General features: G+C 67.2%; 24 protein-coding genes, 1 tRNA gene and 1 pseudogene. 11 read left to right on the top strand and 15 right to left on the bottom strand.

From position 1 onward, the window contains the following. Positions 1 to 104 precede the first annotated feature (104 nt). Positions 105 to 479 carry a hypothetical protein gene (locus tag WT60_RS05900; RefSeq protein ID WP_038745680.1) on the top strand — a complete coding sequence of 125 codons (375 nt, stop codon included), beginning with the start codon at positions 105 to 107 and terminating at the stop codon, positions 477 to 479. A gap of 511 nt (positions 480 to 990) precedes the next feature. Here the strand turns inward: WT60_RS05900 and WT60_RS05895 are convergent. Continuing rightward, entirely contained in the window at positions 991 to 1,413 is a 423-nt protein-coding gene (locus tag WT60_RS05895) for a GFA family protein (RefSeq protein ID WP_197422278.1), read from the bottom strand. Positions 1,414 to 2,134: 721 nt separating this feature from the next. On the opposite strand from WT60_RS05895, the gene WT60_RS05885 reads away from it, so the two are divergent. The 3 genes from WT60_RS05885 (at position 2,135) to WT60_RS05875 (ending at position 4,657) form a co-directional block, all read left to right on the top strand. Beyond that, positions 2,135 to 2,629 (top strand): TonB family protein, encoded by a 495-nt coding sequence (locus tag WT60_RS05885; RefSeq protein ID WP_038745686.1) that lies wholly within the window; start codon positions 2,135 to 2,137, stop codon positions 2,627 to 2,629. Between the two features lie 353 nt (positions 2,630 to 2,982). Next, a complete protein-coding gene (locus tag WT60_RS05880) occupies positions 2,983 to 4,296 on the top strand; it encodes an MFS transporter (RefSeq protein WP_038745824.1) in 1,314 nt (437 codons plus the stop codon). A 178-nt stretch (positions 4,297 to 4,474) separates the two neighbouring features. After that, positions 4,475 to 4,657, top strand: coding sequence for a hypothetical protein (locus WT60_RS05875; protein ID WP_038745688.1), 183 nt, complete (start codon positions 4,475 to 4,477; stop codon positions 4,655 to 4,657). 43 nt (positions 4,658 to 4,700) lie between these two features. Here WT60_RS05875 and waaC read toward each other — a convergent pair whose 3' ends face one another. Next, on the bottom strand, positions 4,701 to 5,723 hold the full coding sequence (gene waaC / locus WT60_RS05870) for a lipopolysaccharide heptosyltransferase I (RefSeq protein WP_060355557.1): 1,023 nt from the start codon (positions 5,721 to 5,723) through the stop codon (positions 4,701 to 4,703). 151 nt (positions 5,724 to 5,874) lie between these two features. Here waaC and WT60_RS05865 point away from each other — a divergent pair, with 151 nt between their 5' ends. Continuing rightward, positions 5,875 to 7,536, top strand: a complete 1,662-nt coding sequence (locus WT60_RS05865; RefSeq protein ID WP_060355556.1) for a chloride channel protein — start codon at positions 5,875 to 5,877, stop codon at positions 7,534 to 7,536. A 117-nt stretch (positions 7,537 to 7,653) separates the two neighbouring features. Here WT60_RS05865 and WT60_RS05860 read toward each other — a convergent pair whose 3' ends face one another. From WT60_RS05860 to WT60_RS05840, 5 genes are all read right to left on the bottom strand, one after another. Continuing rightward, positions 7,654 to 8,028, bottom strand: a complete 375-nt coding sequence (locus WT60_RS05860) for a YXWGXW repeat-containing protein (protein WP_060355555.1) — start codon at positions 8,026 to 8,028, stop codon at positions 7,654 to 7,656. Between the two features lie 167 nt (positions 8,029 to 8,195). After that, complete coding sequence (gene minE / locus WT60_RS05855) at positions 8,196 to 8,450, bottom strand: cell division topological specificity factor MinE (protein ID WP_004186076.1); 255 nt, start codon at positions 8,448 to 8,450, stop codon at positions 8,196 to 8,198. 12 nt (positions 8,451 to 8,462) lie between these two features. Then, positions 8,463 to 9,278: a septum site-determining protein MinD gene (gene minD, locus WT60_RS05850; protein WP_038745698.1), complete on the bottom strand. Its 816-nt coding sequence runs from the start codon at positions 9,276 to 9,278 to the stop codon at positions 8,463 to 8,465. A gap of 58 nt (positions 9,279 to 9,336) precedes the next feature. Next, positions 9,337 to 10,149, bottom strand: coding sequence for a septum site-determining protein MinC (gene minC, locus WT60_RS05845; protein WP_038745700.1), 813 nt, complete (start codon positions 10,147 to 10,149; stop codon positions 9,337 to 9,339). Between the two features lie 153 nt (positions 10,150 to 10,302). Next, positions 10,303 to 10,839: a GNAT family N-acetyltransferase gene (locus WT60_RS05840; RefSeq protein ID WP_317135469.1), complete on the bottom strand. Its 537-nt coding sequence runs from the start codon at positions 10,837 to 10,839 to the stop codon at positions 10,303 to 10,305. Between WT60_RS05840 and WT60_RS35075 the strand changes: the two are divergent. Beyond that, positions 10,771 to 10,965 (top strand): annotated as a pseudogene (locus WT60_RS35075) (hypothetical protein); the annotation flags it as partial. The gene WT60_RS05840 and the pseudogene WT60_RS35075 sit on opposite strands and share 69 nt — an antisense overlap. A 436-nt stretch (positions 10,966 to 11,401) precedes the next feature. Here the strand turns inward: WT60_RS35075 and WT60_RS05835 are convergent. After that, on the bottom strand, positions 11,402 to 11,764 hold the full coding sequence (locus WT60_RS05835; protein ID WP_038745704.1) for a hypothetical protein: 363 nt from the start codon (positions 11,762 to 11,764) through the stop codon (positions 11,402 to 11,404). Between the two features lie 540 nt (positions 11,765 to 12,304). Here WT60_RS05835 and WT60_RS33440 point away from each other — a divergent pair. Further along, entirely contained in the window at positions 12,305 to 12,637 is a 333-nt protein-coding gene (locus WT60_RS33440) for a hypothetical protein (protein ID WP_145986739.1), read from the top strand. Positions 12,638 to 12,666: 29 nt separating this feature from the next. On the opposite strand, the gene WT60_RS33435 is transcribed toward WT60_RS33440, so the two are convergent. From WT60_RS33435 to serS, 3 genes are all read right to left on the bottom strand, one after another. Beyond that, positions 12,667 to 12,870 carry a hypothetical protein gene (locus WT60_RS33435; protein ID WP_145986738.1) on the bottom strand — a complete coding sequence of 68 codons (204 nt, stop codon included), beginning with the start codon at positions 12,868 to 12,870 and terminating at the stop codon, positions 12,667 to 12,669. A 46-nt stretch (positions 12,871 to 12,916) separates the two neighbouring features. Next, positions 12,917 to 13,007, bottom strand: a tRNA-Ser gene (locus tag WT60_RS05830). 110 nt (positions 13,008 to 13,117) lie between these two features. Beyond that, entirely contained in the window at positions 13,118 to 14,419 is a 1,302-nt protein-coding gene (serS, locus tag WT60_RS05825; RefSeq protein WP_038745706.1) for a serine--tRNA ligase, read from the bottom strand. Positions 14,420 to 14,792: 373 nt separating this feature from the next. On the opposite strand from serS, the gene WT60_RS05820 reads away from it, so the two are divergent. Continuing rightward, positions 14,793 to 15,059, top strand: a complete 267-nt coding sequence (locus WT60_RS05820) for a DUF2164 domain-containing protein (RefSeq protein WP_038745708.1) — start codon at positions 14,793 to 14,795, stop codon at positions 15,057 to 15,059. Positions 15,060 to 15,083: 24 nt separating this feature from the next. Here WT60_RS05820 and WT60_RS05815 read toward each other — a convergent pair whose 3' ends face one another. The 3 genes from WT60_RS05815 to WT60_RS05800 form a co-directional block, all read right to left on the bottom strand. After that, positions 15,084 to 16,394, bottom strand: coding sequence for a replication-associated recombination protein A (locus tag WT60_RS05815; RefSeq protein ID WP_060355554.1), 1,311 nt, complete (start codon positions 16,392 to 16,394; stop codon positions 15,084 to 15,086). Between the two features lie 210 nt (positions 16,395 to 16,604). Continuing rightward, the gene (lolA, locus tag WT60_RS05805; RefSeq protein WP_038745826.1) at positions 16,605 to 17,315 is read right to left on the bottom strand and encodes an outer membrane lipoprotein chaperone LolA; all 711 of its coding nucleotides are present in this window, start codon (positions 17,313 to 17,315) and stop codon (positions 16,605 to 16,607) included. 58 nt (positions 17,316 to 17,373) lie between these two features. After that, positions 17,374 to 19,680: a DNA translocase FtsK gene (locus WT60_RS05800; protein ID WP_038745711.1), complete on the bottom strand. Its 2,307-nt coding sequence runs from the start codon at positions 19,678 to 19,680 to the stop codon at positions 17,374 to 17,376. A gap of 318 nt (positions 19,681 to 19,998) precedes the next feature. Here WT60_RS05800 and trxB point away from each other — a divergent pair, with 318 nt between their 5' ends. The 3 genes from trxB to WT60_RS05785 all read left to right on the top strand — a co-directional run bounded on the left by trxB (position 19,999) and on the right by WT60_RS05785 (position 22,511). Beyond that, positions 19,999 to 20,961 (top strand): thioredoxin-disulfide reductase, encoded by a 963-nt coding sequence (gene trxB / locus WT60_RS05795; protein ID WP_038745713.1) that lies wholly within the window; start codon positions 19,999 to 20,001, stop codon positions 20,959 to 20,961. Between the two features lie 160 nt (positions 20,962 to 21,121). Continuing rightward, positions 21,122 to 21,865 (top strand): Smr/MutS family protein, encoded by a 744-nt coding sequence (locus WT60_RS05790; RefSeq protein WP_038745715.1) that lies wholly within the window; start codon positions 21,122 to 21,124, stop codon positions 21,863 to 21,865. Between the two features lie 25 nt (positions 21,866 to 21,890). After that, the gene (locus tag WT60_RS05785; RefSeq protein WP_038745717.1) at positions 21,891 to 22,511 is read left to right on the top strand and encodes a trimeric intracellular cation channel family protein; all 621 of its coding nucleotides are present in this window, start codon (positions 21,891 to 21,893) and stop codon (positions 22,509 to 22,511) included. A gap of 197 nt (positions 22,512 to 22,708) precedes the next feature. On the opposite strand, the gene ugpC is transcribed toward WT60_RS05785, so the two are convergent. Beyond that, positions 22,709 to 23,827 carry a sn-glycerol-3-phosphate ABC transporter ATP-binding protein UgpC gene (ugpC, locus tag WT60_RS05780; RefSeq protein WP_038745718.1) on the bottom strand — a complete coding sequence of 373 codons (1,119 nt, stop codon included), beginning with the start codon at positions 23,825 to 23,827 and terminating at the stop codon, positions 22,709 to 22,711. Positions 23,828 to 23,932 lie beyond the last annotated feature (105 nt).

The raw sequence follows: 23,932 nt of genomic DNA, 5'->3' as shown, positions 1-23,932 counted from the left end.
GCAACATGTGCATCGCCGCAACACGCGCCGGACGGCTCGAGCGATTTTGATTCACGGGCATGCCCGCTCGCATGCATTGCATTCGACGAATCTGGAGCATCGACATGTTTGAAATCAACAAGAACTACACGCGCGAATTCATCCACACGGCCTGCGGCGGCAGCAAGCAGGCGTTTTTGCCCACGAAGAACGGCAAGGTCGTCGCCGCCTGCCTGCGGACGGATCTCAATCCGCAAGCGCCCGATGTCATTATCTGCGACGGCAGCGCTTCGGCAAGAGCCGCCGGCAGGACGCTCGCCAATCAGGGCGGCGCCATTCCCGTGTTCATCAAGATGGAGACGGACGCGTTTCGTTTCATCGGCCTGTTTGCCGTCAGCGAATCGTTGACCGCACCGCTCGACTGCACGCCTTTTGTGCGCAACAGCGGGTTCACGACTGGTCAGGTTTCGCGCGTCCTGAAGATGAAACGTTGCGAATAGGCGCGAGTGAAGGCGGCGCGGACGAGCGTTCGGCGCCCGGCCGCCACGCGATTCCCGGTGAGCGGCTCGGGCGCTTGCGCCCCGCGCGGCGTTTCCGTCGTCGCGCTGGCGCGCGATCGCCTGCGACACGAACGCTGGGGCTTTCGCCGCACTGATCGGCACGCCTGCGAATGCGTTCTTCGCGCAACGCGCATGTCCGCGTTGCGCGCGCGATCAGCAAACTCCGGCCGGGGGCTCGCAACACAATGGCGACGTCGACGTGCGAAACGATTCGAGGCCGCAGGAAACACATCGGAAACGAACCGGAAACGATCGACCGCGAATTCGGGAAGACCGTCCTTCGCGAACGAGCAACGAGCCTCTATCGCGAATCGCTCGCTCTCCGCGGCGGTTCCTCGGCTCGCGCATCGCGCCGCGAAGCCACCGAGCACGAGCGCGACGATTCCCGTCGCGCGCCGCACGGGATGAGAACCTCGCATCGATCTCCCGGCGGCGGCCCATGATGTGCCGCCTATCGCCCAGGGCGTGGCCCCTTCCGCGCGAACTCGGCGACGATCGGGCCATAATCCTCGAGCGGCGGAAACGTCGCGAAACCGTGCATCGCGCCGGTCCTCGCCCAAGGCAGCGCCTCGCTGGTATAGGTCTCGACGTAAGGGGTGAACCATCCGAAATCGTCGAGCATCGACGGGCGAACGTTGACGAATCCCATGCTGGGTTCGAGCTCGGTGAACACCCAGCTCTTGCACCAGTCACAATGCCGGTGACGGATCTGCTCGCCGTGCAGGCCGCCGACAACCGGCTCGCCTTCAGTCACGCGAAAACCCTGCGTGGGAATCGCCATCGACAGCGAGAAGGCGCTTGCGCTCATCTTCTGGCAACCGGTGCAGTGACACGCCATCGTCAGCAGCGGCGGTGCGGTGATCTCGAAGCGCAGCCTTGCGCAGCGGCATCCGCCCGTCCAGGGCAATTTCCAGTCTTCCATTGCGCTCTCTTCGTTGGTGGACAATCGAGGATGGGCCATCCTATTACGGATCGGGAAAGGCGATCAACGCGCATCGCGCATCGCGCATCGCGCATGCCGAAGCCGAAGCCGCAGCCGATGCCGGTGCCGGTGCCGATGCGTCGCGGCTTCGCCGACGAAACCGCCGGCGTGAGCGCATGCGTTTCGTGTTCGGCGCGACGGTGCCGGTCGAAAACCCGCTTTCGAGCGCGGCGCGGATCGAACAAGCCGCGCAGATTCGCTCCGTTCGACGGCGAAATCGCGCGGCACGGCGAGCGCCGCCATATCGCATCGTCGCATTGTCGAAGGGCGCGCATCGGATATCGCTTCGGACATCGCTCGCACCAGCACGAACTTCCGGCTGCCGCCGATAGCGGCTTGAAGAAACCTCTCGATCGATGCGACCGCGAGCACACGATTCGGCGCTCGATCGGCGGCGACGCGAGGCGGCTCCACGTCACCGCCTCGTCGACATCGCCGCGGCGACAATTGCCTTACGCCGCGAGCGCAAACGCGGCCGCCACCGCGAACGGAGCGATTACGCGGCGGGGGCGAACCGGTTCTCGCGATCACGTCGATCGTTTGTCCCGATGCACCGCCGAGCGCGCGGACCTATCATGAAATCGGTGCTCCGCCGATCCCCAGGGAAGCGATCATGACGACGCGCTCCGACTCCGTCCGAATCCGAACCGCATGGCGCGGCGCGGTGTTGTCCGCGTGCGCGGCCGCGCTCGCCGCATGCACGATCACGCTGCCGCCGCCGCACGGCGCAGTCGTCGTGCCGAGCGTGCCGTCGATGAGCGCCACCGAATACCGTGCGGCCGTCGCCGAGCGCATCGCCAATCGCAATTCGGATCGCATCCTGCGCGGCACGCCCCAGGCGATGCTGCGCTCGCTCGTGGTCGTCGCGTTCACCGTCGATCGCAACGGGCAGCTCGTGAAATCGGCCGTCTATCGCAGCAACGGCGACGACGAAGCGGAAGGCATCGCGCTCGCGTCGCTGCGCCGCGCCGCGCCGCTGCCGCCGCCGCCCGCGAAGATGCTCGACGGGCGCGGCCAGGTCGAATTGATGGAAAGCTGGCTCTTCAACGACAACGGCCAGTTCCAGTTGCGCACGAAAGCGGCGCCGCAAGCGCAGACGCTCAACTGAACCGGACGCGGGCGCGAACCGCCGTTCCCGTCCGCCCGCGCGCCGCCGCACGCGGCGCGACGGCTCGCGCCCGCGTCGCTATAATTTCCCGCACCCCGTTCGGCCGCAAGGCCCGCTAGCGCGTCGCGCCTATCCGGCAAGCCGCGCCACGCATCGACGACACGCGGGCACGCAAAGGCCCGCATGGGCATGGCGTGCGCCGTCGCACGGCCGCGCGCGAACCGCCGGCATGCGCCGCCCGCTTCGCGTCGCACCCGACTCTCGATTCGAATCAAGGAGCGACGGCCGCCGCTCGCGCGCGACGAGCGATGCGCGAGCCGCCGGGCGTCGTACCGCCACAACCGGAGACCCGCATGTCGGATACCCGTCTTTCCGCTTCCGCCGCCGCGCCGCGCGCAGCCGGCACGACGAGCCATCGGCGCATCGTGTTCGCGAGCTTCATCGGCACGGCGATCGAGTTCTACGACTTCTACGTATACGCGACGGCCGCCGCGCTCGTGATCGGTCCCGTGTTCTTCCCGCACGGCTCGGCGACCGCGCAGGCGCTGTCCGCGTTCGTCACGTTCGGCATCGCGTTCATCGCGCGGCCGATCGGCTCGTTCCTGTTCGGCCACTTCGGCGACCGGATCGGCCGCAAATCGACGCTCGTCGCGTCGCTGCTCGTGATGGGCGTGTCGACGACGGCGATCGGCCTCGTGCCCGGCTACGACGCGATCGGCGCGCTCGCGCCGGTGCTGCTCTGCGTGCTGCGCTTCGGCCAGGGCATCGGCCTCGGCGGCGAATGGGGCGGCGCCGCGCTCCTCGCGACCGAGCACGCGCCCGCCGGCAAGCGCGGCTGGTTCGGGATGTTCCCGCAGCTCGGCCCGTCGATCGGCTTTCTCGCATCGAACGGCCTCTTCTTCGCGCTCGCGCTCACGCTGTCCGACGAGCAGTTCCGCTCGTGGGGCTGGCGCATTCCGTTTCTCGTGAGCGCGGCGCTCGTCGCGGTCGGCCTGTACGTGCGCCTGAAGATCGCCGAGACGCCCGCATTCCAGGCCGCGCTCGACCGGCACGAGCGCGTGCGCGTGCCGATCGCCGCGCTCGTCGCGCACCACTGGCGGCCGACGCTGCTCGGCGCGCTCGCGATGGTCGTCTGCTACACGCTCTTTTACATCTCGACGGTGTTCTCGCTGTCGTACGGCGTCGCGACGCTGCATTTCTCGCGCCAGAGCTTTCTCGGCCTGCTGTGCTTCGCGGTGCTGTTCATGGCGCTCGCGACGCCGCTCGCCGCCGCGGCCGCCGACCGCTTCGGCCGCAAGCCTGTGCTGATCGCGGGCTCGATCGCCGCGCTGCTGTCGGGCTTCACGATGGCGCCCCTTCTCGGCAGCGGCTCGACGGCGCTCGTCGCGCTGTTCCTGACGATCGAGCTGTTCTTGATGGGAGTGACGTTCGCGCCGATGGGCGCACTGCTGCCGGAACTGTTTCCGACCAACGTCCGCTACACGGGCGCGGGCGTCGCGTACAACCTGGGCGGCATTCTCGGCGCGTCGATCGCGCCGTACATCGCGCAGCTGCTCGCCGCGCGCGGCGGGCTCGCGTGGGTAGGCGGCTACGTGTCGGTCGCGGCGGCGATCAGCCTCGTCGGCGTGCTGCTGATGCGCGAGACGCGCGACGCGAAGCTGACCTGAACGCGCGAGCGACGGGCGGGCCGCGCGATCCGGATCGTGCCCCCCCGCCCGCGTCGAACGAGCGGCGGCCGGCCGCGTTTTCGTTACGCGTCGCCGTGCCTATACTCGATGGACGAACGCCTGCCGCGCAGCGCGGCGAGCGCGACGCATTCGGCATCAGCCGACAGGAGCCGCCGCGATGGACCTCATTCGCCTGCAGAACTCCGATCTCGTGTTGATTCTCGCGCTGTCGCTCGGCGGCGCGCTGCTGCTTGCCGCGCACTTCAGGCCGAAAAGCTGGCTCGGCATCGCGCTCGAAGCGCTCGCCGCGAACCTCGCGGCCATTGCGGCCGTGATCGCGTTCGAATTACTGATGTCTTGAGCGCGCCGCGCCCGGCGAACGGGCCGCGCATGCCCGCGCACGCCTACATCGCGGCGACGCGCCGCGGCTCCTCCATCGTGCCCGCCGGATAGACGCGCTCGACCGCGCCGAGCACGTCGTCGACGCTCGGCGTGGAGCCTTCGTCCCCGATCGACAGCGACTGTGGCGCGCCGCCCACGCCCAGATGCTGGCGCGACGTCGCGCGAAAGATCATGACGGTCGGCTTCTCGAGCGCGTGCGACATGTGAACGAAGCCGGTATCGACGCCGACGACGAGCGTCGCGCGATCGATCTTGCGCGCGACGTCCGTGAGCGTCAGCTTGGGCAGCACGACGGCGCCCGGCGCGTGCGCGGCGATCCGCTGCGCCTCCTCGCGCTCGTGCTCGCCACCCCACGGCAGCAGCACGTGCAGCCTGCGGGCGAGCATCTCGCGCGCGAGCGCGCCCCAGTGATCGGCCGGCCAGCGCTTGTCGTCGTTCGACGTCGCGTGAAAGAACAGCGCATACGGCCCGGCCGGCTCCGCGTGCGCCGCGAGCGGCGCCGTATGCGGCTCGCGCGACTCCGGCGGCACTTCGAGCAGGTAATCGGCGCGGCCCTGCGGCTCGTAGCCGAGCGCCTCGCCGGCGCTCACGCGCATGCCGTGCCACGCATCGCAAGCGGGGCGCGGGCCGAAGCGCCCGTTGTACGCGAACATCGCGCCGAGCTCGCCGAGATCCTGATTCCGGTAGCCGTAGCGCCGGCGCGCGCGCGCGAGAAACGAAATGATCGCGCTCTTGTAGACTCCGTGAAGGTCGATCACCGCATCGTAACGGTATGCGCGCAGCTCGCCGATCGAAGCCGCGATCACCTGCAGGTCCGCGCGGCTGCGCGCCTTCTTGAAACGCCGCAGCGGCGCGCACAGCACGCGGCTCACGCCGGTGCTCCAGCGCACGACGTCGGCGCACGATTCGTCGACGGCCCAATCCACCTGCACGCCCGGAAACGCGCGATGGATGTCCGCGACGACGGGCAGCGTCTGCACGACATCGCCGAGCGATGTCACCTTCACAATGAGAATACGTTTCATTTGTATGTGGATGTCTCCAGCTTGTTAGTTTGGCATTCTAATTAGATCGAATCGCAGAAGACAAAAATTACAATCAAATTACGATCACTCGACGTCGTCGCGGCCATGCATTGCGCTCCTTATAATTTCGTTTTTGCTCGCATCACTGCCCATGCAACGCCCTCGCCTGATTCCAACTCTCACGCGCCGCACGCAGCGGATCTGGCGCCAGTACGGCGTGTTCTGGCTCGGCGCGATCGCGGTGGGCCTGATGGCCGTCATGTATGCGCGGCTCATCGATTGGGGCTACGATGCATTCCGCACGCTCGAGCGCGGCCGCCCGTGGCTGCCGTTCCTGCTGACGCCCGCCGTCGCCGCGCTGTCCGTCTGGCTCACGCGCCGCTTCTTTCGCGGCGCGGAAGGCAGCGGGATTCCTCAGGTGATCGCCACGCTGCACGCACAGCCTAGCGCGTTCGGCTCGCGGTTGCTAACGCTGCGCATCCTGTTCGGCAAGATCCTGATCTCGTGGCTCGGCATCGTCGGCGGCTTCACGATCGGCCGCGAAGGGCCGACCGTGCAGATCGGCGCATCGCTGATGTTCAACCTGCGCCGCTTCTACCCGCGCTCGAACGCGCTGATCGAACGGCAGCTCGTGCTCGCGGGCGCGGCGGCGGGCCTGTCCGCGGCGTTCAACACGCCGCTCGCGGGAATCGTGTTCGCAATCGAGGAGTTGAGCCGCAGCTTCTCGGCGCGCGCGAGCGGCGTGCTCATCACCGCGATCATCATCGCCGGCGTGATCGCGCTCGGCATGAACGGCAACTACACGTACTTCGGCACGATCGACATCGGCCAGCAATTTCCGAAAATGCTCGCGCCCGCCGTGCTGCTCACGGCGCTCGTCACGGGCGTCGCAGGCGGCCTGTTCGGCTGGCTGCTGCTCAACACCGGCCGCTGGCTGCCCGCGCGGCTGCTGACGCTCTACCGCGAGCGTCCGATCGTGTTCGCGGCGGCGTGCGGCGTCGCGATCGCCGCCGTCGGCGTCGCATCCGGCGGCACGACGTTCGGCAGCGGCTACGCGCAGGCGCGCGGGCTCCTCGACGGCCGCGAACAACTGCCCGTCCTGTATCCGTTGCTCAAAATGGCTTCGATGGTCGCGTCGTATCTGCCCGGGATTCCGGGCGGGATCTTCGCGCCGTCGCTGTCGATCGGCGCGGGCTTCGGCAATCTGCTGCACTACGTGTTCAGCGGGATGCATCTGCCGATGCTGATCGCCCTCGCGATGGTCGGCTATCTCGCGGCCGTCACGCAATCGCCGATCACGTCGTTCGTGATCGTGATGGAGATGATCAACGGCCACGCGCTCGTGATCTCGCTGATGGCGACCGCGCTGATCGCGAGCCGCGTGTCGCGCCTGTTCGTGCCGCCCCTCTACGAAACGCTCGCCGAGCGCTATCTGAAGCCGCCGCAGCCGAAGCACGCGGCGGCCGCGCCCGCCGCCGCCGCTCCCGCGCACACCGGCATCACGGCGCTCAAGATGCCCGAAGACGCCGAGTCGGCGCCCGCCGATCCGCTCGATACGCTGCGCGACGACGGCACGCCGGCCGCCGACGCGAACGATACGGCGACGATGGAAAAGCTCGGCGGCGCGAATGCCGCGACGCACGCCGCCGATGCGGCGAGCGAGGCCGACGCCTCGCGTGCGGCCCCGCTCGCGCAAGCGGACTCGGCTTCGGCGCTCGACGCAGACGGCGAGCCGACGGCGCGCGCCGACGCCTCCCCGCCGCAGTCGAACGGCGCACCGCATCGCGAGCCGCCGCATCGCCCGGCTCAATAGATCACGACGGGCGCCGGCCGGTAGTACACCGGCCGCGCCGGCACGATGACGCAGCCGGCCAGCGTCAGCGCGACGAGCGCAAGCGCGAACAAGGTTCGTTTCATCGCCCGGCCCTCCTCAAGCCCAGTGGCCGCGAATCCAGACCCAGCCCGGCCCGCGCTGCGCCCAGTGGCCCGGCTCCCAGTGCAGGCCGACGCGCTCGGCTTCCCAATGCCCGGCGATCCACACGTAGCGGCCGTGATCCCAGCGCCAGTGGCCGCGATCCCACACATAGCCGACACGCGGCTCGGGCACGACCTCGTAGCGCACGGGCGGCGGCGCGCTCGGCGCAACGACGACGACTTCCGCGGCGGCCGGCTCGACGACGACGCCGGGCGCCGCCTGCGCAACGATGATCTCGCCGGCGCTCGCGGCGAGCGGCGCGGCGAGCGCGCAAAGGCCCGCGCCCGCGACGACGAACGGCAGCGCGACACGATGAAGAGAGAAAGACATCCTTGCCTCCGAGAATGTGATTGAATACGCGACGAGAGCGTATCCATTCAATGCTCGGGAAGGCGTAACGGCGGACAGGCGCTGCGTTACGGGAGGCCCGAAAGTGCAACGAGAAGTAAGGCCGCGCGCGGCGGCGACGCACCGCGCGCGATGAGGCGGGAAATGCGTCAGGCTTGCGGAATCTCGATCTTCACTTCGAGCACTTCCAGATCGTCCTGGCGCTCGAGGCTCACGCGGATGTCATCGTTCGAAATCTTCACGTACTTCGAAATGACCGCGACGAGTTCCTTTTGCAGCGCAGGCAGATAATCGGCGGGCGGGCGGCCGCCCACGCGTTCGTGCGCGATGATGAGCTGCAAGCGCTCCTTCGCGACGGCCGCGGACTTCTTCTTTTCACCGAGCAGAAACGACAGAATCGACATGACGCGCCTCCGTTACTTGGAGCCGAAGAGGCGCTGCAGCAGGCCCGGCTTCTGATAGTCGGTGAAACGCAGCGGTTTGTCCTCGCCGAGGAAGCGCGCGACGATGTCCTTGTAGGCTTCCGCGACGTCGGTGCCGTCGAGGTGGACGGCGGGCAGGCCCTGGTTCGACGCGTGCAGCACTGCTTCGGACTCCGGCACGACGCCGATCAGCTTGATGCGCAGGATCTCGCTGATGTCGTCGAGCGACAGCATCTCGCCTTCGGTCACGCGTTTCGGGTTGTAGCGGGTGATGAGCAGGTGCTCCCGGATCGGATCTTTGCCTTCCGTCGCGCGCTTCGTCTTCGACGACAGGATGCCGAGGATGCGGTCCGAGTCGCGCACCGACGACACTTCCGGGTTCGTCACGACGAGCGCCTCGTCCGCGAAGTACATCGCATGCAGCGCGCCCGACTCGATGCCCGCGGGCGAATCACAGATGATGAATTCGAAATCCATCGCGATCAGGTCGTTGATGACCTTCTCGACGCCCTCGCGCGTCAGCGCTTCCTTGTCGCGCGTCTGCGACGCGGGCAGGATGTGCAGGTTCTCGCACTTCTTGTCCTTGATGAGCGCCTGGTTCAGGTTCGCTTCGCCCTGGATCACGTTGACGAGATCGTAGACGACGCGGCGCTCGCAGCCCATGATGAGGTCGAGATTGCGCAGACCGACGTCGAAATCGATCACGGCCGTCTTGTGACCGCGCAGCGCGAGACCGGAAGCGAAGCTCGCGCTCGTCGTCGTCTTGCCCACGCCGCCCTTGCCCGAAGTCACCACGATGATTTTTGCCATTTACCTACCCTGTGTTCGTCAATGAGGACCGACCGACCCGATTGCCGCGCCACGCGTGTTACGTGAGGCGCAGCGGTTCGATCATCAGTTTTTCCTGTTCCAACCGGATCTGCACCGACTTGCCGAGCACGTCGGCCGGCAGCGGGTTCTCGGTGGTCCGATAGATACCCGCGATCGAGATCAGCTCCGGTTCGAGACACGTGCAGAAGATGCGCGCGTCGTGATTGCCGTGCACGCCCGCGAGAGCGCGGCCGCGCAACGGCGCGTAGATGTGGATGTTGCCTTCCGCGATGACCTCGGCGCCGTAACTGACCGGGCCGAGCACCACGAGATCTCCCTTCGCGTAAATCTGTTGTCCTGAACGCAGCGGCTTGTCGATGACGAGCGTCGCCGATTGCGGCGCGGCGGCGGGCGCGGCGCTCGCCGACTGCGCGGGCGCCTCGACGCCGGACGGGCCGGCTTCGGCGAAGAGCGCGGCCTGCCCGGCGGCTGGCGCGTCCTGCTCCGCCGGCTGCGCGGGCGCGTCGTCCGCCGCCTTCGGCGCCGACGCGCGCCGGTCGCGCGCCTCGAGAAGCGGCAAGTCCCCGCCCGCCGCCCATGCGTGCTGGCCGGGCTGCGCGACCACGCCGATCGTCCGCATCCGCACGTCGTTCAGCATCCGGCGAATTTCGTCGAGCGGGACGCGTTCGTTGTCCGCGAGCCGCCGCACGTCGATCGCGACGACGTCGTCCGCAAAAAATTCGGGTGTCGCTTCGAAACGCTTGACCAACTCGGCGCGCAACGCATCGAGGTCGGCGGTTTTCACGATGAACAGCAACGTGTCGACCGAACCGCTGCGCAGTTCGAAGAATGGCGATTTTTTAAGCGACATGGACGTCCTGCAAAAAAATTTTGCGTATTTTACAGGCGTCCACGCCGGGGGCCATCATTTTCGGGCGCGCCGGGCGCCCGCGCGGCGCGGCGCCCGCCCGCGACGCCCGGTCCGGGCGCGGCAAGGAGGGAACGGGATCGGTTCGCACGCCGCTTACGCGTGCTCGCGCCAGACAAACAGCGATTTCATCGCGCCGGGCACGCGGGTGATAGGCGCCCGCTCGCCGGTGTCGGCGAAGCCGACGTGCTCGTAGAAACGGATCGCGCTGCGGTTCTGGTCGGCGATCCACGCGCAGATCTCGACGGCGCCGCGCGACGCGAGCCACGAGCGCGCCGTGTCGACGAGCAGCACGCCGCCGCGCAGGTGACGCACCGCGTGCGCGACCCACAGCTCGCTCACGAACGCGCGACGCGCGGGCGTGCTGTCGAAATACGCGCCGATCATGCCGGCCGGATGGCCTTCGGTGTACAACACGAACGTGGTCGATTCGTCGGACGTCGCGCGCTGCTGCGCGATCGCCGCCGCTCTCGCGGCGTCGACGGCCAGCTCGGCTTCCGGCGTCTCGCCGCTCGCATAGGGCTCGCGCAGCGAGGCGGCGCGCAGTTCGCGATACACGCCGCCTTGATCCGCGGCAATACGACGAACAGTCAAGGTCGAACTCATGCAGGCACAGCCCCCTTCGGACAGCAAGCCGTTAGCTTCAACCGAAAGCGGGGCATGAGTCAAATCGTAATTTTCGAATGGCTGCGAAATGTCGTCGATAAGCACGATATCGCGCGCAATTTCGCGCTTATGCGGCAGCGCAGCAATATGCGATGAACCGATCTGCCGGCTGTCGCGTCGCACGGGCGCGGACGTCGCCTCACCGGTCCGCCGACACGAGGGCGACCATGCGCACGGCCGCGCACGTCCGCGCCGAATGCCCGAACCGGCGAGCCGCGTCGGTAACGGCAACGCCGCGCTCATCGGCGGGCCGACGCGGAACGAAACGACGCGCATCCGTCCGGGCCCGAAGCGCCCTGCCCCATGGATGCAGGGGCATCGAGCGGCTGCGGCACGGAAATCCGGCGGTTCCCGAAGGCGCAAAGCCGCGTAGGGTATGAAAAAGCCCGCAACGTCGCGGGCTTTCCACTTGCAACGCAGGGGGCCGCGTGCGCAGTCGGCTTGCGGCGGGCCGGCTTCCGCCCGGAACCAACAGCTGCGGCGCACGGGCGAACCGCCACCTCGCGTTGCGTCGGGCGCACGCCCCGCCCTATTGGGCGCTAAAGGGCATCGTTCCCAACGAGGACAGCACGTACGTGCCGTCTGCGTTCAGATATGAGCGAACGCCGTTCAGCAAAATCTGCCCTTGCTGAGTCATGACGCCGCTCCACGTGTCCTGAATGCAATAAGGCCAGTTGGCAGGCCGAATATTCGCGATGAACGCGATGCTGTTGGGCGTGGTCACGTTGCCCACGTAGTTCCAGATTCCGGCGAGCACGCCGAAGGTCTGCTGCCCCTGCGGCGTGTATTTCGAAACGTAGCTTCCGCCGAATGTCCCGTTCCCTTCGTTTGCGTTGGCGATCGTCAACGTGAAAGCGCCGTCCTGGGATTTATAAGTTCCATTGATGTTCATGTGATTCTCCTTTTACCGAGTACACGTACATTTAGAACCTCTGGCGAGGGCGACAAGCGTCGGCCAGTCGCATCGCCGACGCATCGCCCTCTCTTCTCATTGGGCTCGCAATCGAATTGGCGGTGCAACTACCAGAAATGATAGGGAGACCGAAAGTCGCCCCTGCATCATCGCTCTGTCGCATGGAAAACTCGTGGCGCCGGCGCGGTGCAAAGCCGGGCGCTTCGTCGACGCGCGACGTTACAACGACGACGGCAAAGCCGCGGGCGCATGAGGTTACTGAGCAAGCGAATCACGACTCCGCGTTCCGGTTTGCGCTGAGTCTCTTGGGTGGATGCGTCGGGGGCTCGCGCCTCGTCGGCGCGGGCCGCGTCGGCGATGATTCGAACGTGACACGGCTGCTTGCGGGTAGGTTCGAAGCCGCGATTGCGGCATTGAATCGCGATTCGCGACTCAAGGTTGTGACTTCGCCGAATCTGCGCGTGCGATCGAGGCAGGTATGCGTTGACATGTTGAAACGTCGAGCAATCGGCGCCGATCGTGGTGCCGCGCCGTATCCCGGCGCGCCGGCGCGCGCCGGCATGGAGCCTGAAGTATCGGAATGAAGACGCGATCTTCCCGGTTCAGCCAACCGCTCAGGCGAGCATGATCGGCTTGACTGTGACAAAGGAGATAAACGATTTCGTGCGCACGACGACCGGCGTCAGTAATTCGCCGACGAAGAACACGCGCGAGTTCGAATCGTCGCTCAGCGTGAAGGATGGCGACGCGGTACTCATCGGCGGGGGAACTGGTGTCGATGCGCCCGGCCAGGCTCTCAAAATCCCGCGCCGCGTTCCCGCATCCCATCGATGCTGCTCAGCAAGTGTTTGACCGCGCAATGCGGTCGAGCTGGTAGACGGCTAGCATGTCGCCACGCTTGAGATTTCTGGGGAGCGTGTCTGGAACGGGTCGTCGCAGCGTTGCGCGGAGCCGTTTTTCTTGTGGAATGCGTCGACGCCGGTCTTCGCCGACGCTTCGATCCGCGCACGCGTTTCCTGTTCTTGAGCGGAAACTCCGGCGTAATCGATGCTCGTATGGCATAAAAAAACGCCGGATTCTTCCATAGAATCCGGCGCTTCCTTAAGAGCAATCCGAGATTGCTCTCTCATCTGGCGGAAAGGGTGGGATTCGAACCCACGATACGGTATAACCGTATACCGGATTTCGAGTCCGGCGCATTCGACCTCTCTGCCACCTTTCCTTTTTTCGCTCACCGGTAGGTCGTCCCGGCGAAGCGAAGATTATAGAACACCCTTTTGCCGACTTCCAAGTTTTTTCTCAAATATTTTTCGAAGCCGCTCGGAAGCCCGCTCAGGCCGCGTTCGACGGCGCATCGATCCGCTCGACGCCGCCCATGTACGGCCGCAACGCGACCGGCACCGTCACCGAGCCGTCGGCGTTCTGGTAATTCTCCAGCACCGCGACAAGCGTGCGGCCGACCGCGAGACCCGAGCCGTTCAGCGTGTGCACGAGTTCCGGCTTGCCCTGCGCGTTGCGGAACCGCGCCTGCATCCGGCGCGCCTGAAACGATTCGGTGTTCGAGCAGCTCGAAATCTCGCGATACGTGTTCTGCGCCGGCAGCCACACTTCGAGGTCGAACGTCTTCGCCGCCGCAAAGCCCATGTCGCCCGTGCACAGCGTGATCACGCGGTACGGCAGCTCGAGCTTCTGCAGGATCGCCTCCGCATGGCCGACCATCTCGTCGAGCGCCGCGTACGACGCCTCCGGCGCGACGATCTGCACCATCTCGACCTTGTCGAACTGGTGCTGACGGATCATCCCGCGCGTGTCGCGGCCGTACGAGCCCGCCTCCGAGCGAAAGCATGGCGAATGCGCGGTCAGCTTGATCGGCAGCGCGGACGCCTCGGCGATCGAATCGCGCACGGTGTTCGTCAGCGAGATCTCGGACGTCGAGATCAGGTATTGCGTGACGGTATTCTCCGCGCCGCCCTTCTCGACGCGGAACATGTCGTCGGCGAACTTCGGCAACTGGCCCGTGCCGTACAGCACGTCGGGATTGACGATGTACGGCGTGTACATTTCGCTGTAGCCGTGCTGCTGCGTGTGCGTGTCGAGCATGAACTGCGCGAGCGCGCGATGCAGCCGTGCGATCGGACCGCGCAGCACCGTGAAGCGCGCGCCCGACAGCTTCGCGCCCGTTTCGAAATCGAGGCCGAGCGGCGCGCCGACGTCGACGTGGTCCTTCACGTCGAAATCGAACTGGCGCGGCGTGCCCCAACGGCGCACTTCGACGTTCTCCGTTTCGTCGCGGCCGACCGGCACGCTTTCGTGCGGCAGGTTCGGCATCTGCAGCATCAGATCGGACACACGTGCCTGAATCTCGTCGAGCTTCACCGCCGACGCCTTCATCTCGTCACCGATGCCGCCCACTTCGGCCATCACCGCCGACGTGTCCTCGCCCCGCCCCTTCATCGCGCCGATCTGCTTCGAGAGGCTGTTGCGGCGCGCCTGCAGCTCTTCGGTGCGGGTCTGGATCGCGCGGCGCTCCGATTCGAGCGCGGAGAACGCGGCGACGTCGAGGGTGTAGCCGCGATCGGCTAGGCGCTTCGCGACGCCGTCGAGGTCTTTGCGCAGCAACTGGATGTCGAGCATGGGAGGACAGGAGAATCGTTGTGTAAGAGGAGAATTCTAACGCACCGCGCGACCGCCACGGCGTCGGCCGGACGGCCGGCGTCGCAAACGGACCGCTGTTCGTGGCAGTATCGCGTTTCAGGCATGCGTGCCGCGCGCCGCGAAGCCGCTTTGCATGGGACCGGATTGCGAAGCATGGGACCGGAGCGAGCGCTGGCGCGCGAACCCCGGTCGACCGCGGTGCATGGGACCTGAACAAGCGCTAAAGCGCTAACTCTGGTCGACCGCGGCGCATGGGACCCGAGTAAGCGCTAAAGCGCTAACTCTCGTCGACTGCGGTGCATGGGACCAGAGTAAGCGCTAAAGCGCTAACTCTGGTCGACACGGAGAAACGATGGGCATCGAACTGGACAAGGACGTGCGCGACCGCGCGATCGCGTCGCTGCAACGCTATTTCACCGAAAACATGGAGGAGCCGATCGGCAACATCCAGGCCGGCGCGCTGCTGCATTTCTTCGTCCAGGAAATCGGGCCCGCGATCTACAACCTCGCAGTCGCCGACGCGCAATCGAGCCTGCAAGCGCGCGTCGCCGAGCTCGACATCGACTGCCATCACGAGCCGTTCGACTACTGGAAGAAGCAGCCCGCGCGCAAGCGCTGAACGGGCAGCCGGCCGCGGCCGCCGCTAATCCTTCTTGCCGGCGTCGCGATCCAGCTCGCGCAGCCACGCGAGCTTGTCCGCGATCTTCGTTTCAAGCCCCCGCGGCACCGGCTTGTACCAGCGCGGCTCGCGCATCCCGTCCGGCAAATAAGTCTCGCCCGCGGCATACGCGTTCGGCTCGTCGTGCGCATAGCGGTACGCGTGGCCGTAGCCGAGCTCCTTCATCAGCTTCGTCGGCGCGTTGCGCAGATGCACCGGCACCTCGCGCGACTTGTCCTGACGCACGAACGCCATCGCCTCGTTGTACGCGTTGTAGCCGGCGTTGCTCTTCGCCGCGCACGCAAGGTAGAGCACGGCTTGCGCGAGCGCGAGCTCGCCTTCCGGCGAGCCGAGCCGCTCGTACGTCCCGGCCGCGTCGTTCGCGATCTGCATCGCGCGCGGATCGGCCAAGCCGATGTCCTCCCACGCCATCCGCACGATCCGCCGCGCGAGGTATTTCGGATCGGCGCCGCCGTCGAGCATCCGGCAGAACCAGTACAGCGCGCCGTCCGGGCTCGAGCCGCGCACCGACTTGTGCAGCGCGGAGATCTGATCGTAAAAGTTGTCGCCGCCCTTGTCGAAGCGGCGCGCATTCATCGTCATCGCGCTCTCGACGAACGCCGCGTCGATCGTCGTCACGCCCGCGGACGTTGCCGCCGTCTGCGCCTGCTCGAGCAGGTTCAGGAAGCGCCGTGCGTCGCCGTCCGCGTAGCCGACCAGCGTGTCGACCGCCTTGTCGTCGAACGCGAGCCCTTCGAGCGCCGCGTCCTGCGCGCGCTTGAGCAACTGGCGCAGTTCGTCTTCCGTCAGCGACTTCAGCACGTACACCTGCGCGCGCGACAAGAGCGCCGAGTTCACCTCGAAGCTCGGATTCTCGGTGGTCGCGCCGATGAACGTGACGAGCCCCGATTCGACGAACGGCAGCAGCGCGTCCTGCTGCGCCTTGTTGAAGCGGTGGATCTCGTCGACGAACAGGATCGTGTGGCGGCCGGTGCGGTTCAGCGTGTCGCGCGCCTGCTCCATCGCCTCGCGAATGTCCTTCACGCCGCCCAGCACGGCGGACAGCGCGATGAACTCGCAGTCGAACGCGAGCGCGGTCAGGCGCGCGAGCGTCGTCTTGCCGACGCCGGGCGGCCCCCAGAGAATCATCGAATGCGGCTTGCCCGATTCGAACGCGAGCCTGAGCGGCTTGCCTTCGCCGAGAAGATGCGTCTGGCCGATCACGTCGGCGAGCGTCTTCGGGCGCAGCGCCTCGGCGAGCGGCCGGCGCGGTTCGACTGCAAACAGGTCGGACATGGACCTTGGCTCCCACGAAAAACGATGGCGGCAAGCGTTCGCCGCCGGACCGGACATTATGACAGCCGCGCCGCCCGCTGCCACGGCGGGCCGGGCAGCGGCGCGGCGGCTAGGCGCGCGAGGCAGCGACGCGACGTGGCGCGCGCCCAAACGAACCGGGCCCGCCATCGCTGGCGGGCCCGGTCGTCGGTCGATGCACCCCGGCCGCGCTCAGCCGGTGACGACGTCCGCGCCCTTCGGCACGACGAACTTGAACTGGTCGGCCTTCAGCGGCGGATTCGTCTGAATGTTCGAGAACGTGAGCAGCGTCACGTTGCCGAACACGTCGTGCAGTTCCATCGCGGCGAGCACGCCGTTCCTGAAGCCGATGCCGATCCGCTGGAACTGCGTGTCCTGCGCCTTCGGCACCATCTCGAGCCAGTCGATCCCGCCCTTCTCGCCCGCGTCGCGCAGCGTGTAGTTCTTCTCGAGATCGTTGCTGCCGAACAGGATCGCGGCGGGGCTCGCGCCGAGCGCGCCCGCCAACTTGCGCTCGGTGACCTGGTTCAGATCCTTGTCGTACACGTAGAGCTTGTCGCCGTCGGCCTGCAGCACCTGCTGGTATGGCTTCTGATACGTCCAGATGAACTTGCCGGGCCGCGAGAACACGAAGCTGCCGCTCGAGTTGTCGGTCGGCTTCACGGTCGGCACCGCGCCGCTCGCCGCCTTCGACGGCGCCTTGACGATCTGCTGCGTGAAATCGCCCTTCGCCGCGTGCACCTTCGCGACGAACGCCTTCAACTGCTCGGTGCCGCTCGCGAACGCGTGCGACGCGACGAGCGCGAGCGCTGCACCCGCGAGCGCGGCGCGCAGCGTGCGCGCGAACGTGCGCTTCGGCGCGACGCGAAAAGCGGGGTGAACTGCCAACGACTGATGCTGCATGTTGAGGTTTTCTCCGTAGACGGCCGGCGCGCGTTCGACCGACGGCGTCGGCGCGAATTCAATCTGCATCGCGCGCGGGCATGAGGATTTCGCGATTCCCGCTCGACGACATCGCCGACACGAGCCCGGACTGCTCCATCTGCTCGAGCAGGCGCGCCGCGCGGTTGTAGCCGATCCGCAGATGGCGCTGCACGAGCGAGATCGACGCGCGCCGGTTCTTGATGACGACCTCGACCGCCTGGTCGTACAACGGATCAGACTCGCCGTTCGCATCGCCCGTTCCCGCGCCCGAGCCTTCGTCGCCGTCCGCCGTGCCGCCTTCGAGGAGCCCCTCGACGTAATTCGGCTCGCCGTGCTCCTTCAGCTTCTCGACGACGCGATGCACCTCGTCGTCCGACACGAACGCGCCGTGCACGCGCACGGGCAGCCCGGTGCCGGGCGGCAGGTACAGCATGTCGCCCTGGCCGAGCAGCGACTCCGCGCCCATCTGGTCGAGAATCGTGCGCGAATCGATCTTCGACGACACCTGGAACGCGATCCGCGTCGGCACGTTCGCCTTGATGAGGCCCGTGATCACGTCGACCGACGGGCGCTGCGTCGCGAGGATCAGGTGAATGCCCGCCGCGCGCGCCTTCTGCGCGATCCGCGCGATCAACTCCTCGACCTTCTTGCCGACGACCATCATCAGATCGGCCAGCTCGTCGATCACGACGACGATGTTCGGCAGCCGGCCGAGCGGCTCCGGATCGTCCGGCGTCAGGCTGAACGGATTCGGGATCTTCTCCTCGCGCTTCTTCGCGTCTTCGATCTTGTTGTTGTAGCCCGCGAGATTGCGCACGCCGAGCTTGCTCATCAGCTTGTAGCGGCGCTCCATCTCGGCGACCGTCCAGTTGAGCGCGTGGCCCGCCTGGCGCATGTCGGTGACGACCGGGCACAGCAGATGCGGAATGCCTTCGTAGACGCTCATTTCGAGCATCTTCGGATCGATCAGGATGACGCGCACCTGCTCGGCGCTCGCCTTGTAGAGCAGCGACAGGATCATCGCGTTGATCCCAACCGATTTGCCCGAGCCCGTCGTGCCGGCCACGAGCAGGTGCGGCATTTTTGCCAGGTCCGCGCAAACCGGCTTGCCGCCGATGTCCTTGCCGAGGCCGAGCGTGAGCATCGACGGCGCGTCCGCGTAGACTTCCGAGCCGAGGATCTCTGACAGGCGCACGGTCTGCCGGCGCTGGTTCGGCAGCTCGAGCGCCATGTAGTTCTTGCCGGGGATCGTCTCGACGACGCGAATCGACACGAGCGACAGCGCGCGCGCGAGATCCTTCGACAGATTGACGATCTGGCTGCCCTTCACGCCCGTCGCGGGCTCGATCTCGTAGCGCGTGACGACGGGGCCCGGGTACGCGGCGACGACGCTCACCTCGACGCCGAAATCCTTCAGCTTCTTCTCGATCAGGCGCGACGTGAATTCGAGCGTGTCGGCGGAGATCGTCTCCTGCGACGTCGGCGCGGGATCGAGCAGCGAGATCGCGGGCAGCGTCGAGTCGCCCGGCAGATCGGTGAAGAGCGGCTGCTGACGCTCCTTCTCCGCGCGCTCGGACTTCGCCGGCGTGACGACGGGCGGCACGATCGTGACGGGCTCGTGCTCCTCGATGCGCACGCGCTCCTCCTCGACCTTGCCTTCGCGCTTGACGGCCGCGGCCTCGCCGAGCCTGCGGTCGCGCTCGGCCTCGCGGCGCAGCTTCGCGAGCGTGAACGCGTTGATGATCGCATCGCCGACGCGCTCGGCGACCGACAGCCAGGAAAAACGGAAATACAGCGACAGCCCGATCGCGAGCGCGATCAGCAGCGCGAGCGTGCCGCCCGTGAAGCCGAACGCGTGCGACACGCCGCGCGCGAGCGCCTCGCCGACGACGCCGCCCGGCGCGCGCGGCAGTTGCACTTTCAGCGACCACATCCGCAGCGCCTCGATGCCGTCGCTCGCGAGCAGCACGAGGACGAACGCGAAGCCCTCGGCGAGCCAGCCCGCCGGCCGTGCCGGCTCGTCCGGCAGCGTGTCGTGGCGGGTGATCCGCCGATAATTCGCGGCGACGCGCCGCCCGAGCAGCACGATGAGCCAATACGCGGAAAGGCCGAAGAGCAGCAGCATGATGTCGGCCGTCCACGCGCCGACCCTCCCTGCCCAATTCGCGATGTGGTCGACCTGCGCGGCGTGGGTCCAGCTCGGGTCGCGCCGGCTGTAGCTCAGGAGCGCCATCAGCAGGAACGCGAGCAGCGCGACCTGGAGAATCCAGCGGATCTCGGTCAGTAGGCGCGACATGCGATGCGGCAGCGCTTGGGCCTGAGCGGTGTAAGGTGCTTTTGCCATGAATCCGTCAAGAGGGCGATGAGGCGGCCTGCGCGCGGCAGGACGGCCGATCGTTCGATCCGATCTATTGTAAACGCTGCGCCGCCGCGCCAAGTGTAAATGACGGTAACGCCCCGCCGACTCGCGCCGGGAATGTGCACGCGTTACCACAGTTGGCGCCGCGCGAAGCTATCGCGTCGATTGAAAAGTCCATTCGGCAGCGCAGCAGACAGCCCTTTATAATGCGAGCTTTGCACCCATCTGCGACGGTATCCCGCTCGCAACGGGCCGCCCGGCAGCGTCATCCGCCCGGCCGGCCGCTTTTTACGGATCCTGCACATGTCCACGCCCAAACACGCGAAAGTCCTGATTCTCGGTTCCGGCCCCGCCGGCTACACGGCGGCCGTCTACGCGGCCCGCGCGAACCTGTCGCCCCTCCTGATCACGGGCATCGCGCAAGGCGGCCAGTTGATGACGACGACCGACGTCGAAAACTGGCCGGCCGATCCGGACGGCGTGCAGGGCCCCGAGCTGATGCAGCGCTTTCTCGCGCACGCGGAGCGCTTCAACACCGAAATCGTGTTCGACCACATCCACACCGCGAAGCTGCACGAGAAGCCGATCCGCCTCGTCGGCGACGCGGGCGAATACACGTGCGACGCGCTCGTCATCTCGACGGGCGCATCCGCGCAGTATCTCGGCCTGGCGTCGGAAGAAGCGTTCATGGGCAAGGGCGTATCGGCCTGCGCGACCTGCGACGGCTTCTTCTATCGCGGCCAGAACGTCGCGGTCGTCGGCGGCGGCAACACGGCCGTCGAGGAAGCGCTCTACCTGACGGGCATCGCGAAGAAGGTCACGGTGATCCACCGCCGCGACAAGTTCCGCGCGGAGCCGATCCTCGTCGACCGCCTGCTGGAGAAGGAAAAGGAAGGCGTCGTCGAGATCAAGTGGGACCACGTGCTCGACGAAGTGACGGGCGACGATTCCGGCGTGTCGGGCGTGCGCGTCAAGCACGTGAAGACGGGCGCGACCGAGGATGTCGCGGTGCAGGGCCTCTTCGTCGCGATCGGCCACAAGCCGAACACCGACATCTTCAAGGGCCAGCTCGAGATGAAGGACGGCTACATCATCACGAACAGCGGCCTGTCGGGCAACGCGACGGGTACGAGCGTGCCGGGCGTGTTCGCGGCGGGCGACGTGCAGGACCACATCTACCGCCAGGCGATCACGAGCGCGGGCACGGGCTGCATGGCGGCGCTCGACGCGCAGCGCTATCTCGAAAGCCTGCACGACCGCAAGTAAGCGCGCCGCGCGGGCGCTACAATGGCGTCTCGCCGCGCGCCGCCTGCCGGGTCCGACACACCGCAGCCGCTGTGCATCGCGCAGCGGCTTTTTCTTTTTCATGTCCGTCGGGCGAATCCGCAGCGTCGGCGCGCCCGCCCTTCCCCGCATTCGATTCATCATGGCGAAGAACCAGCCTCACCCGAGCGACCCCGCGAAGCGGCAAGCCGCCGCACGAGCGGTCGAACCGGCGCCCGCGCCCGCGAGCCCGCCACCGTCGCCCGCCGCGCTGCGCGGCCAGGGCCTCACCGGGCTCGGCGCGCTGCGCGCGTCGCTCGCCGGCGAATCCGAGCGCCGCGCGCGCGAAGCGGCGCAGGCGAAGCAGGCGGCCCGCCAGGCCAACGCCGACGCCGATCTGTTTCGCCGCGAGATCGGCGAGATCAAGCCGCTCGCCGCGCCGCCGCGCGCCGCGAGCGGCCGTCCGGTGCCCGAGCCCGTGCCGAAGCACACGCAGCAGGACGAGGAGGCGGTGCTGTCCGAGACTTTGTCCGACGAATTCGATCCCGAGACGCTGCTCGACACCGACGAGACGCTGTACTACCACCGCCCCGGCGTGAGCCAAGACGTCGTGCGCAAGCTCAGAAGCGGCGCATGGATCGTCCAGGCGCAGCTCGACCTGCACGGGATGCGGCGCGACGAGGCGCGCGAGGCGCTCGCCGAATTCATCCGCGACGCGGGCAAGAAAGGCCTGCGCTGCGTGCGCGTGATTCACGGCAAGGGGCTCGGCTCGGTCGGCAAGGAGCCGGTGCTCAAGGGCAAGGTGCGCGCGTGGCTCGTGCAGAAGGACGAGGTGATCGCGTTCTGCCAGGCGCGCGGCCACGACGGCGGCGCGGGCGCCGTCCTCGTGCTATTGCAGCCGGCCTAAGCGCGAAACCAAGACGGGCGGCAGCGTGCATCCCAGGCTCGCGCTCGCGATCGCCGTCCTCGAGGCGATCGCGACGCTCGCGTTCGCGATCTCCGGCTTCGTCGAGGCGCGCAAGAACCGGCTCGACTCGGTCGGCACGTTCGTCGTCGCGCTCGCGACCGCGTTCGGCGGCGGCACGATGCGCGACGTGCTGCTCGAGCGGCGCCCGTTCTATTGGGTCGAGCACCAGGGCTACATGATCGCGATCTTCGGCCTGTCGCTCGCCGCGCCGCTCGTGCTCAGGATGGCGTCGCGGCTGTCCGCCGAGCGGCTGCTGCTCGTCGCCGACGCGGTCGGCCTCGGAATCTTCAGCATCTCCGGCACGTCGATCGCGCTCGACGCGCAGATGCCGTGGTTCGTCGCCGCGATGATGGGCGTGACGACGGGCGTGCTCGGCGGGATCATCCGCGACGTGCTGTGCAACGACATTCCGCTGATCCTGCGCGATTCGCGGCCGTACGCGACTTGCGCGTTCGCCGGCTGCTTGATCTACCTGCTGCTCGTGTGGCTGCAATTCGATTCCGTCTACAGCGTGCTCGCGGCGACGGCCTTCATCCTCGTCGCGCGGCTCGTCACGTACAAGCTCGACATCCGGCTGCCGCACTAGCGGCGCTCGCTGCGCTCGCGGCATGCGACGCAGGCGAAAAAAAGGCGGCCCGTGCCGGCACGTCCGCCCTTCTCTTCCCCGCTCCCTTGCCGTCTCACCGCCGTTCGGGTTTCGCCCGCGATCGGCGCGGCGATCGAGCCGCGCACGCGTCGCGCGTGCGGCGCCGTCATCCGACGCCGCAGCCCGCGCGCGCGGAATCACGCGATCCGCGCCTCCGTCGACGGATCGAACAACACCGCCTTCGACACGTCGAACAACAGCGACAGCTTCTGCTGCGGCCTCGGATCGGCGGCCGGGTGCACGCGGCTCACGATCCGCTTGCCGTTGACCTGCGCGAACACGTGCGTGTCGGGACCCGTCGGCTCGGTCACGTCGACGGTCACATCGACGGGCTGCAGGCGCGAGCTCTCGCCGTTGTGCGCGCTCCGCGCATCGGTGATGCGCTCCGGCCGCAGGCCGAGGATCACGTCGCGGCCGACGTGCCCGTTCATCCGCTTCGCGTCGAACGGCAGGTTCAGCACGCCGCGCATCGCGCCCGTGTCGAGCTCGATGCCCACGCCGCTGCCCTGCTCGACGAGCTTGCCGTTGATGAAGTTCATCGGCGGCGCGCCGATGAATCCCGCGACGAACAGGTTCGACGGCGAATCGTAGATGTCCTGCGGCGCGCCGAACTGCTGGACGACGCCGTCCTTCATCACCGCGATCCGGTCGCCCAGCGTCATCGCCTCGATCTGGTCGTGCGTCACGTAGACGATCGTCGTGCCGAGGCGCTGATGCAGCAGCTTGATCTCGGCGCGCATCTCGATGCGCAGCTTCGCGTCGAGGTTGGAGAGCGGCTCGTCGAACAGGAACAGCGCCGGATCGCGCGCGAGCGCGCGGCCCATCGCGACGCGCTGCCGCTGGCCGCCCGACAGTTGCCCCGGCTTGCGATCGAGCAGGTGCTCGATCTGCAGCATCGCGGCGACGCGATCGACAATCTGCTTCTGCTCGCCCTTCGGCACCTTGCGGATGTTCAGGCCGAACGAGATGTTCTCGCGCACCGTCATCGACGGATAGAGCGCGTACGACTGGAACACCATCGCGATGTCGCGATCCTTCGGCGACAGGTCGTTGACGACCTTCTCGCCGATCCGGATCTCGCCCTTCGTCACGGTCTCGAGGCCCGCGATCATGTTGAGGAGCGTCGATTTCCCGCAGCCCGAACCGCCGACGAGAATCAGGAACTGGCCGTCCTCGATGTCGATGTCGACGCCCTTCAGGACAGGCACGCCGTTCGGGTAGGTCTTGTACACGTCGCGGATGGAAAGGCTTGCCATGCTGTGAATCCTCTGTCTTCAGTGCGGCGCGCGTGCGCCGCGTCGTGTCTCGTATGTCTCGTATCGTTGCGCCGCGCGCGGCGCCCGCCCGTTCGCGTCGTTCGT

The sequence above is a fragment of the Burkholderia sp. MSMB617WGS genome, assembly GCF_001532025.2.
Lineage (GTDB): Bacteria > Pseudomonadota > Gammaproteobacteria > Burkholderiales > Burkholderiaceae > Burkholderia > Burkholderia savannae.
This window is presented reverse-complemented; position numbering and strand designations above follow the sequence as displayed.

Coding starts and splice junctions, on each gene's coding strand:
- WT60_RS05835 (WP_038745704.1), bottom strand. CDS start 11,764: ATGAACATCAATGGAACTTATAAATCCCAGGACGGCGCTTTCACGTTG.
- minE (WP_004186076.1), bottom strand. CDS start 8,450: ATGTCGATTCTGTCGTTTCTGCTCGGTGAAAAGAAGAAGTCCGCGGCC.
- WT60_RS05800 (WP_038745711.1), bottom strand. CDS start 19,680: ATGGCAAAAGCACCTTACACCGCTCAGGCCCAAGCGCTGCCGCATCGC.
- waaC (WP_060355557.1), bottom strand. CDS start 5,723: ATGAAACGTATTCTCATTGTGAAGGTGACATCGCTCGGCGATGTCGTG.
- WT60_RS33435 (WP_145986738.1), bottom strand. CDS start 12,870: ATGGAAGAATCCGGCGTTTTTTTATGCCATACGAGCATCGATTACGCC.
- WT60_RS05820 (WP_038745708.1), top strand. CDS start 14,793: ATGGGCATCGAACTGGACAAGGACGTGCGCGACCGCGCGATCGCGTCG.
- WT60_RS05860 (WP_060355555.1), bottom strand. CDS start 8,028: ATGTCTTTCTCTCTTCATCGTGTCGCGCTGCCGTTCGTCGTCGCGGGC.
- lolA (WP_038745826.1), bottom strand. CDS start 17,315: ATGCAGCATCAGTCGTTGGCAGTTCACCCCGCTTTTCGCGTCGCGCCG.
- WT60_RS05815 (WP_060355554.1), bottom strand. CDS start 16,394: ATGTCCGACCTGTTTGCAGTCGAACCGCGCCGGCCGCTCGCCGAGGCG.
- serS (WP_038745706.1), bottom strand. CDS start 14,419: ATGCTCGACATCCAGTTGCTGCGCAAAGACCTCGACGGCGTCGCGAAG.
- WT60_RS05875 (WP_038745688.1), top strand. CDS start 4,475: ATGGACCTCATTCGCCTGCAGAACTCCGATCTCGTGTTGATTCTCGCG.
- WT60_RS05885 (WP_038745686.1), top strand. CDS start 2,135: ATGACGACGCGCTCCGACTCCGTCCGAATCCGAACCGCATGGCGCGGC.
- ugpC (WP_038745718.1), bottom strand. CDS start 23,827: ATGGCAAGCCTTTCCATCCGCGACGTGTACAAGACCTACCCGAACGGC.
- trxB (WP_038745713.1), top strand. CDS start 19,999: ATGTCCACGCCCAAACACGCGAAAGTCCTGATTCTCGGTTCCGGCCCC.
- WT60_RS05865 (WP_060355556.1), top strand. CDS start 5,875: ATGCAACGCCCTCGCCTGATTCCAACTCTCACGCGCCGCACGCAGCGG.
- WT60_RS05790 (WP_038745715.1), top strand. CDS start 21,122: ATGGCGAAGAACCAGCCTCACCCGAGCGACCCCGCGAAGCGGCAAGCC.
- WT60_RS05880 (WP_038745824.1), top strand. CDS start 2,983: ATGTCGGATACCCGTCTTTCCGCTTCCGCCGCCGCGCCGCGCGCAGCC.
- minD (WP_038745698.1), bottom strand. CDS start 9,278: ATGGCAAAAATCATCGTGGTGACTTCGGGCAAGGGCGGCGTGGGCAAG.
- minC (WP_038745700.1), bottom strand. CDS start 10,149: ATGTCGCTTAAAAAATCGCCATTCTTCGAACTGCGCAGCGGTTCGGTC.
- WT60_RS05900 (WP_038745680.1), top strand. CDS start 105: ATGTTTGAAATCAACAAGAACTACACGCGCGAATTCATCCACACGGCC.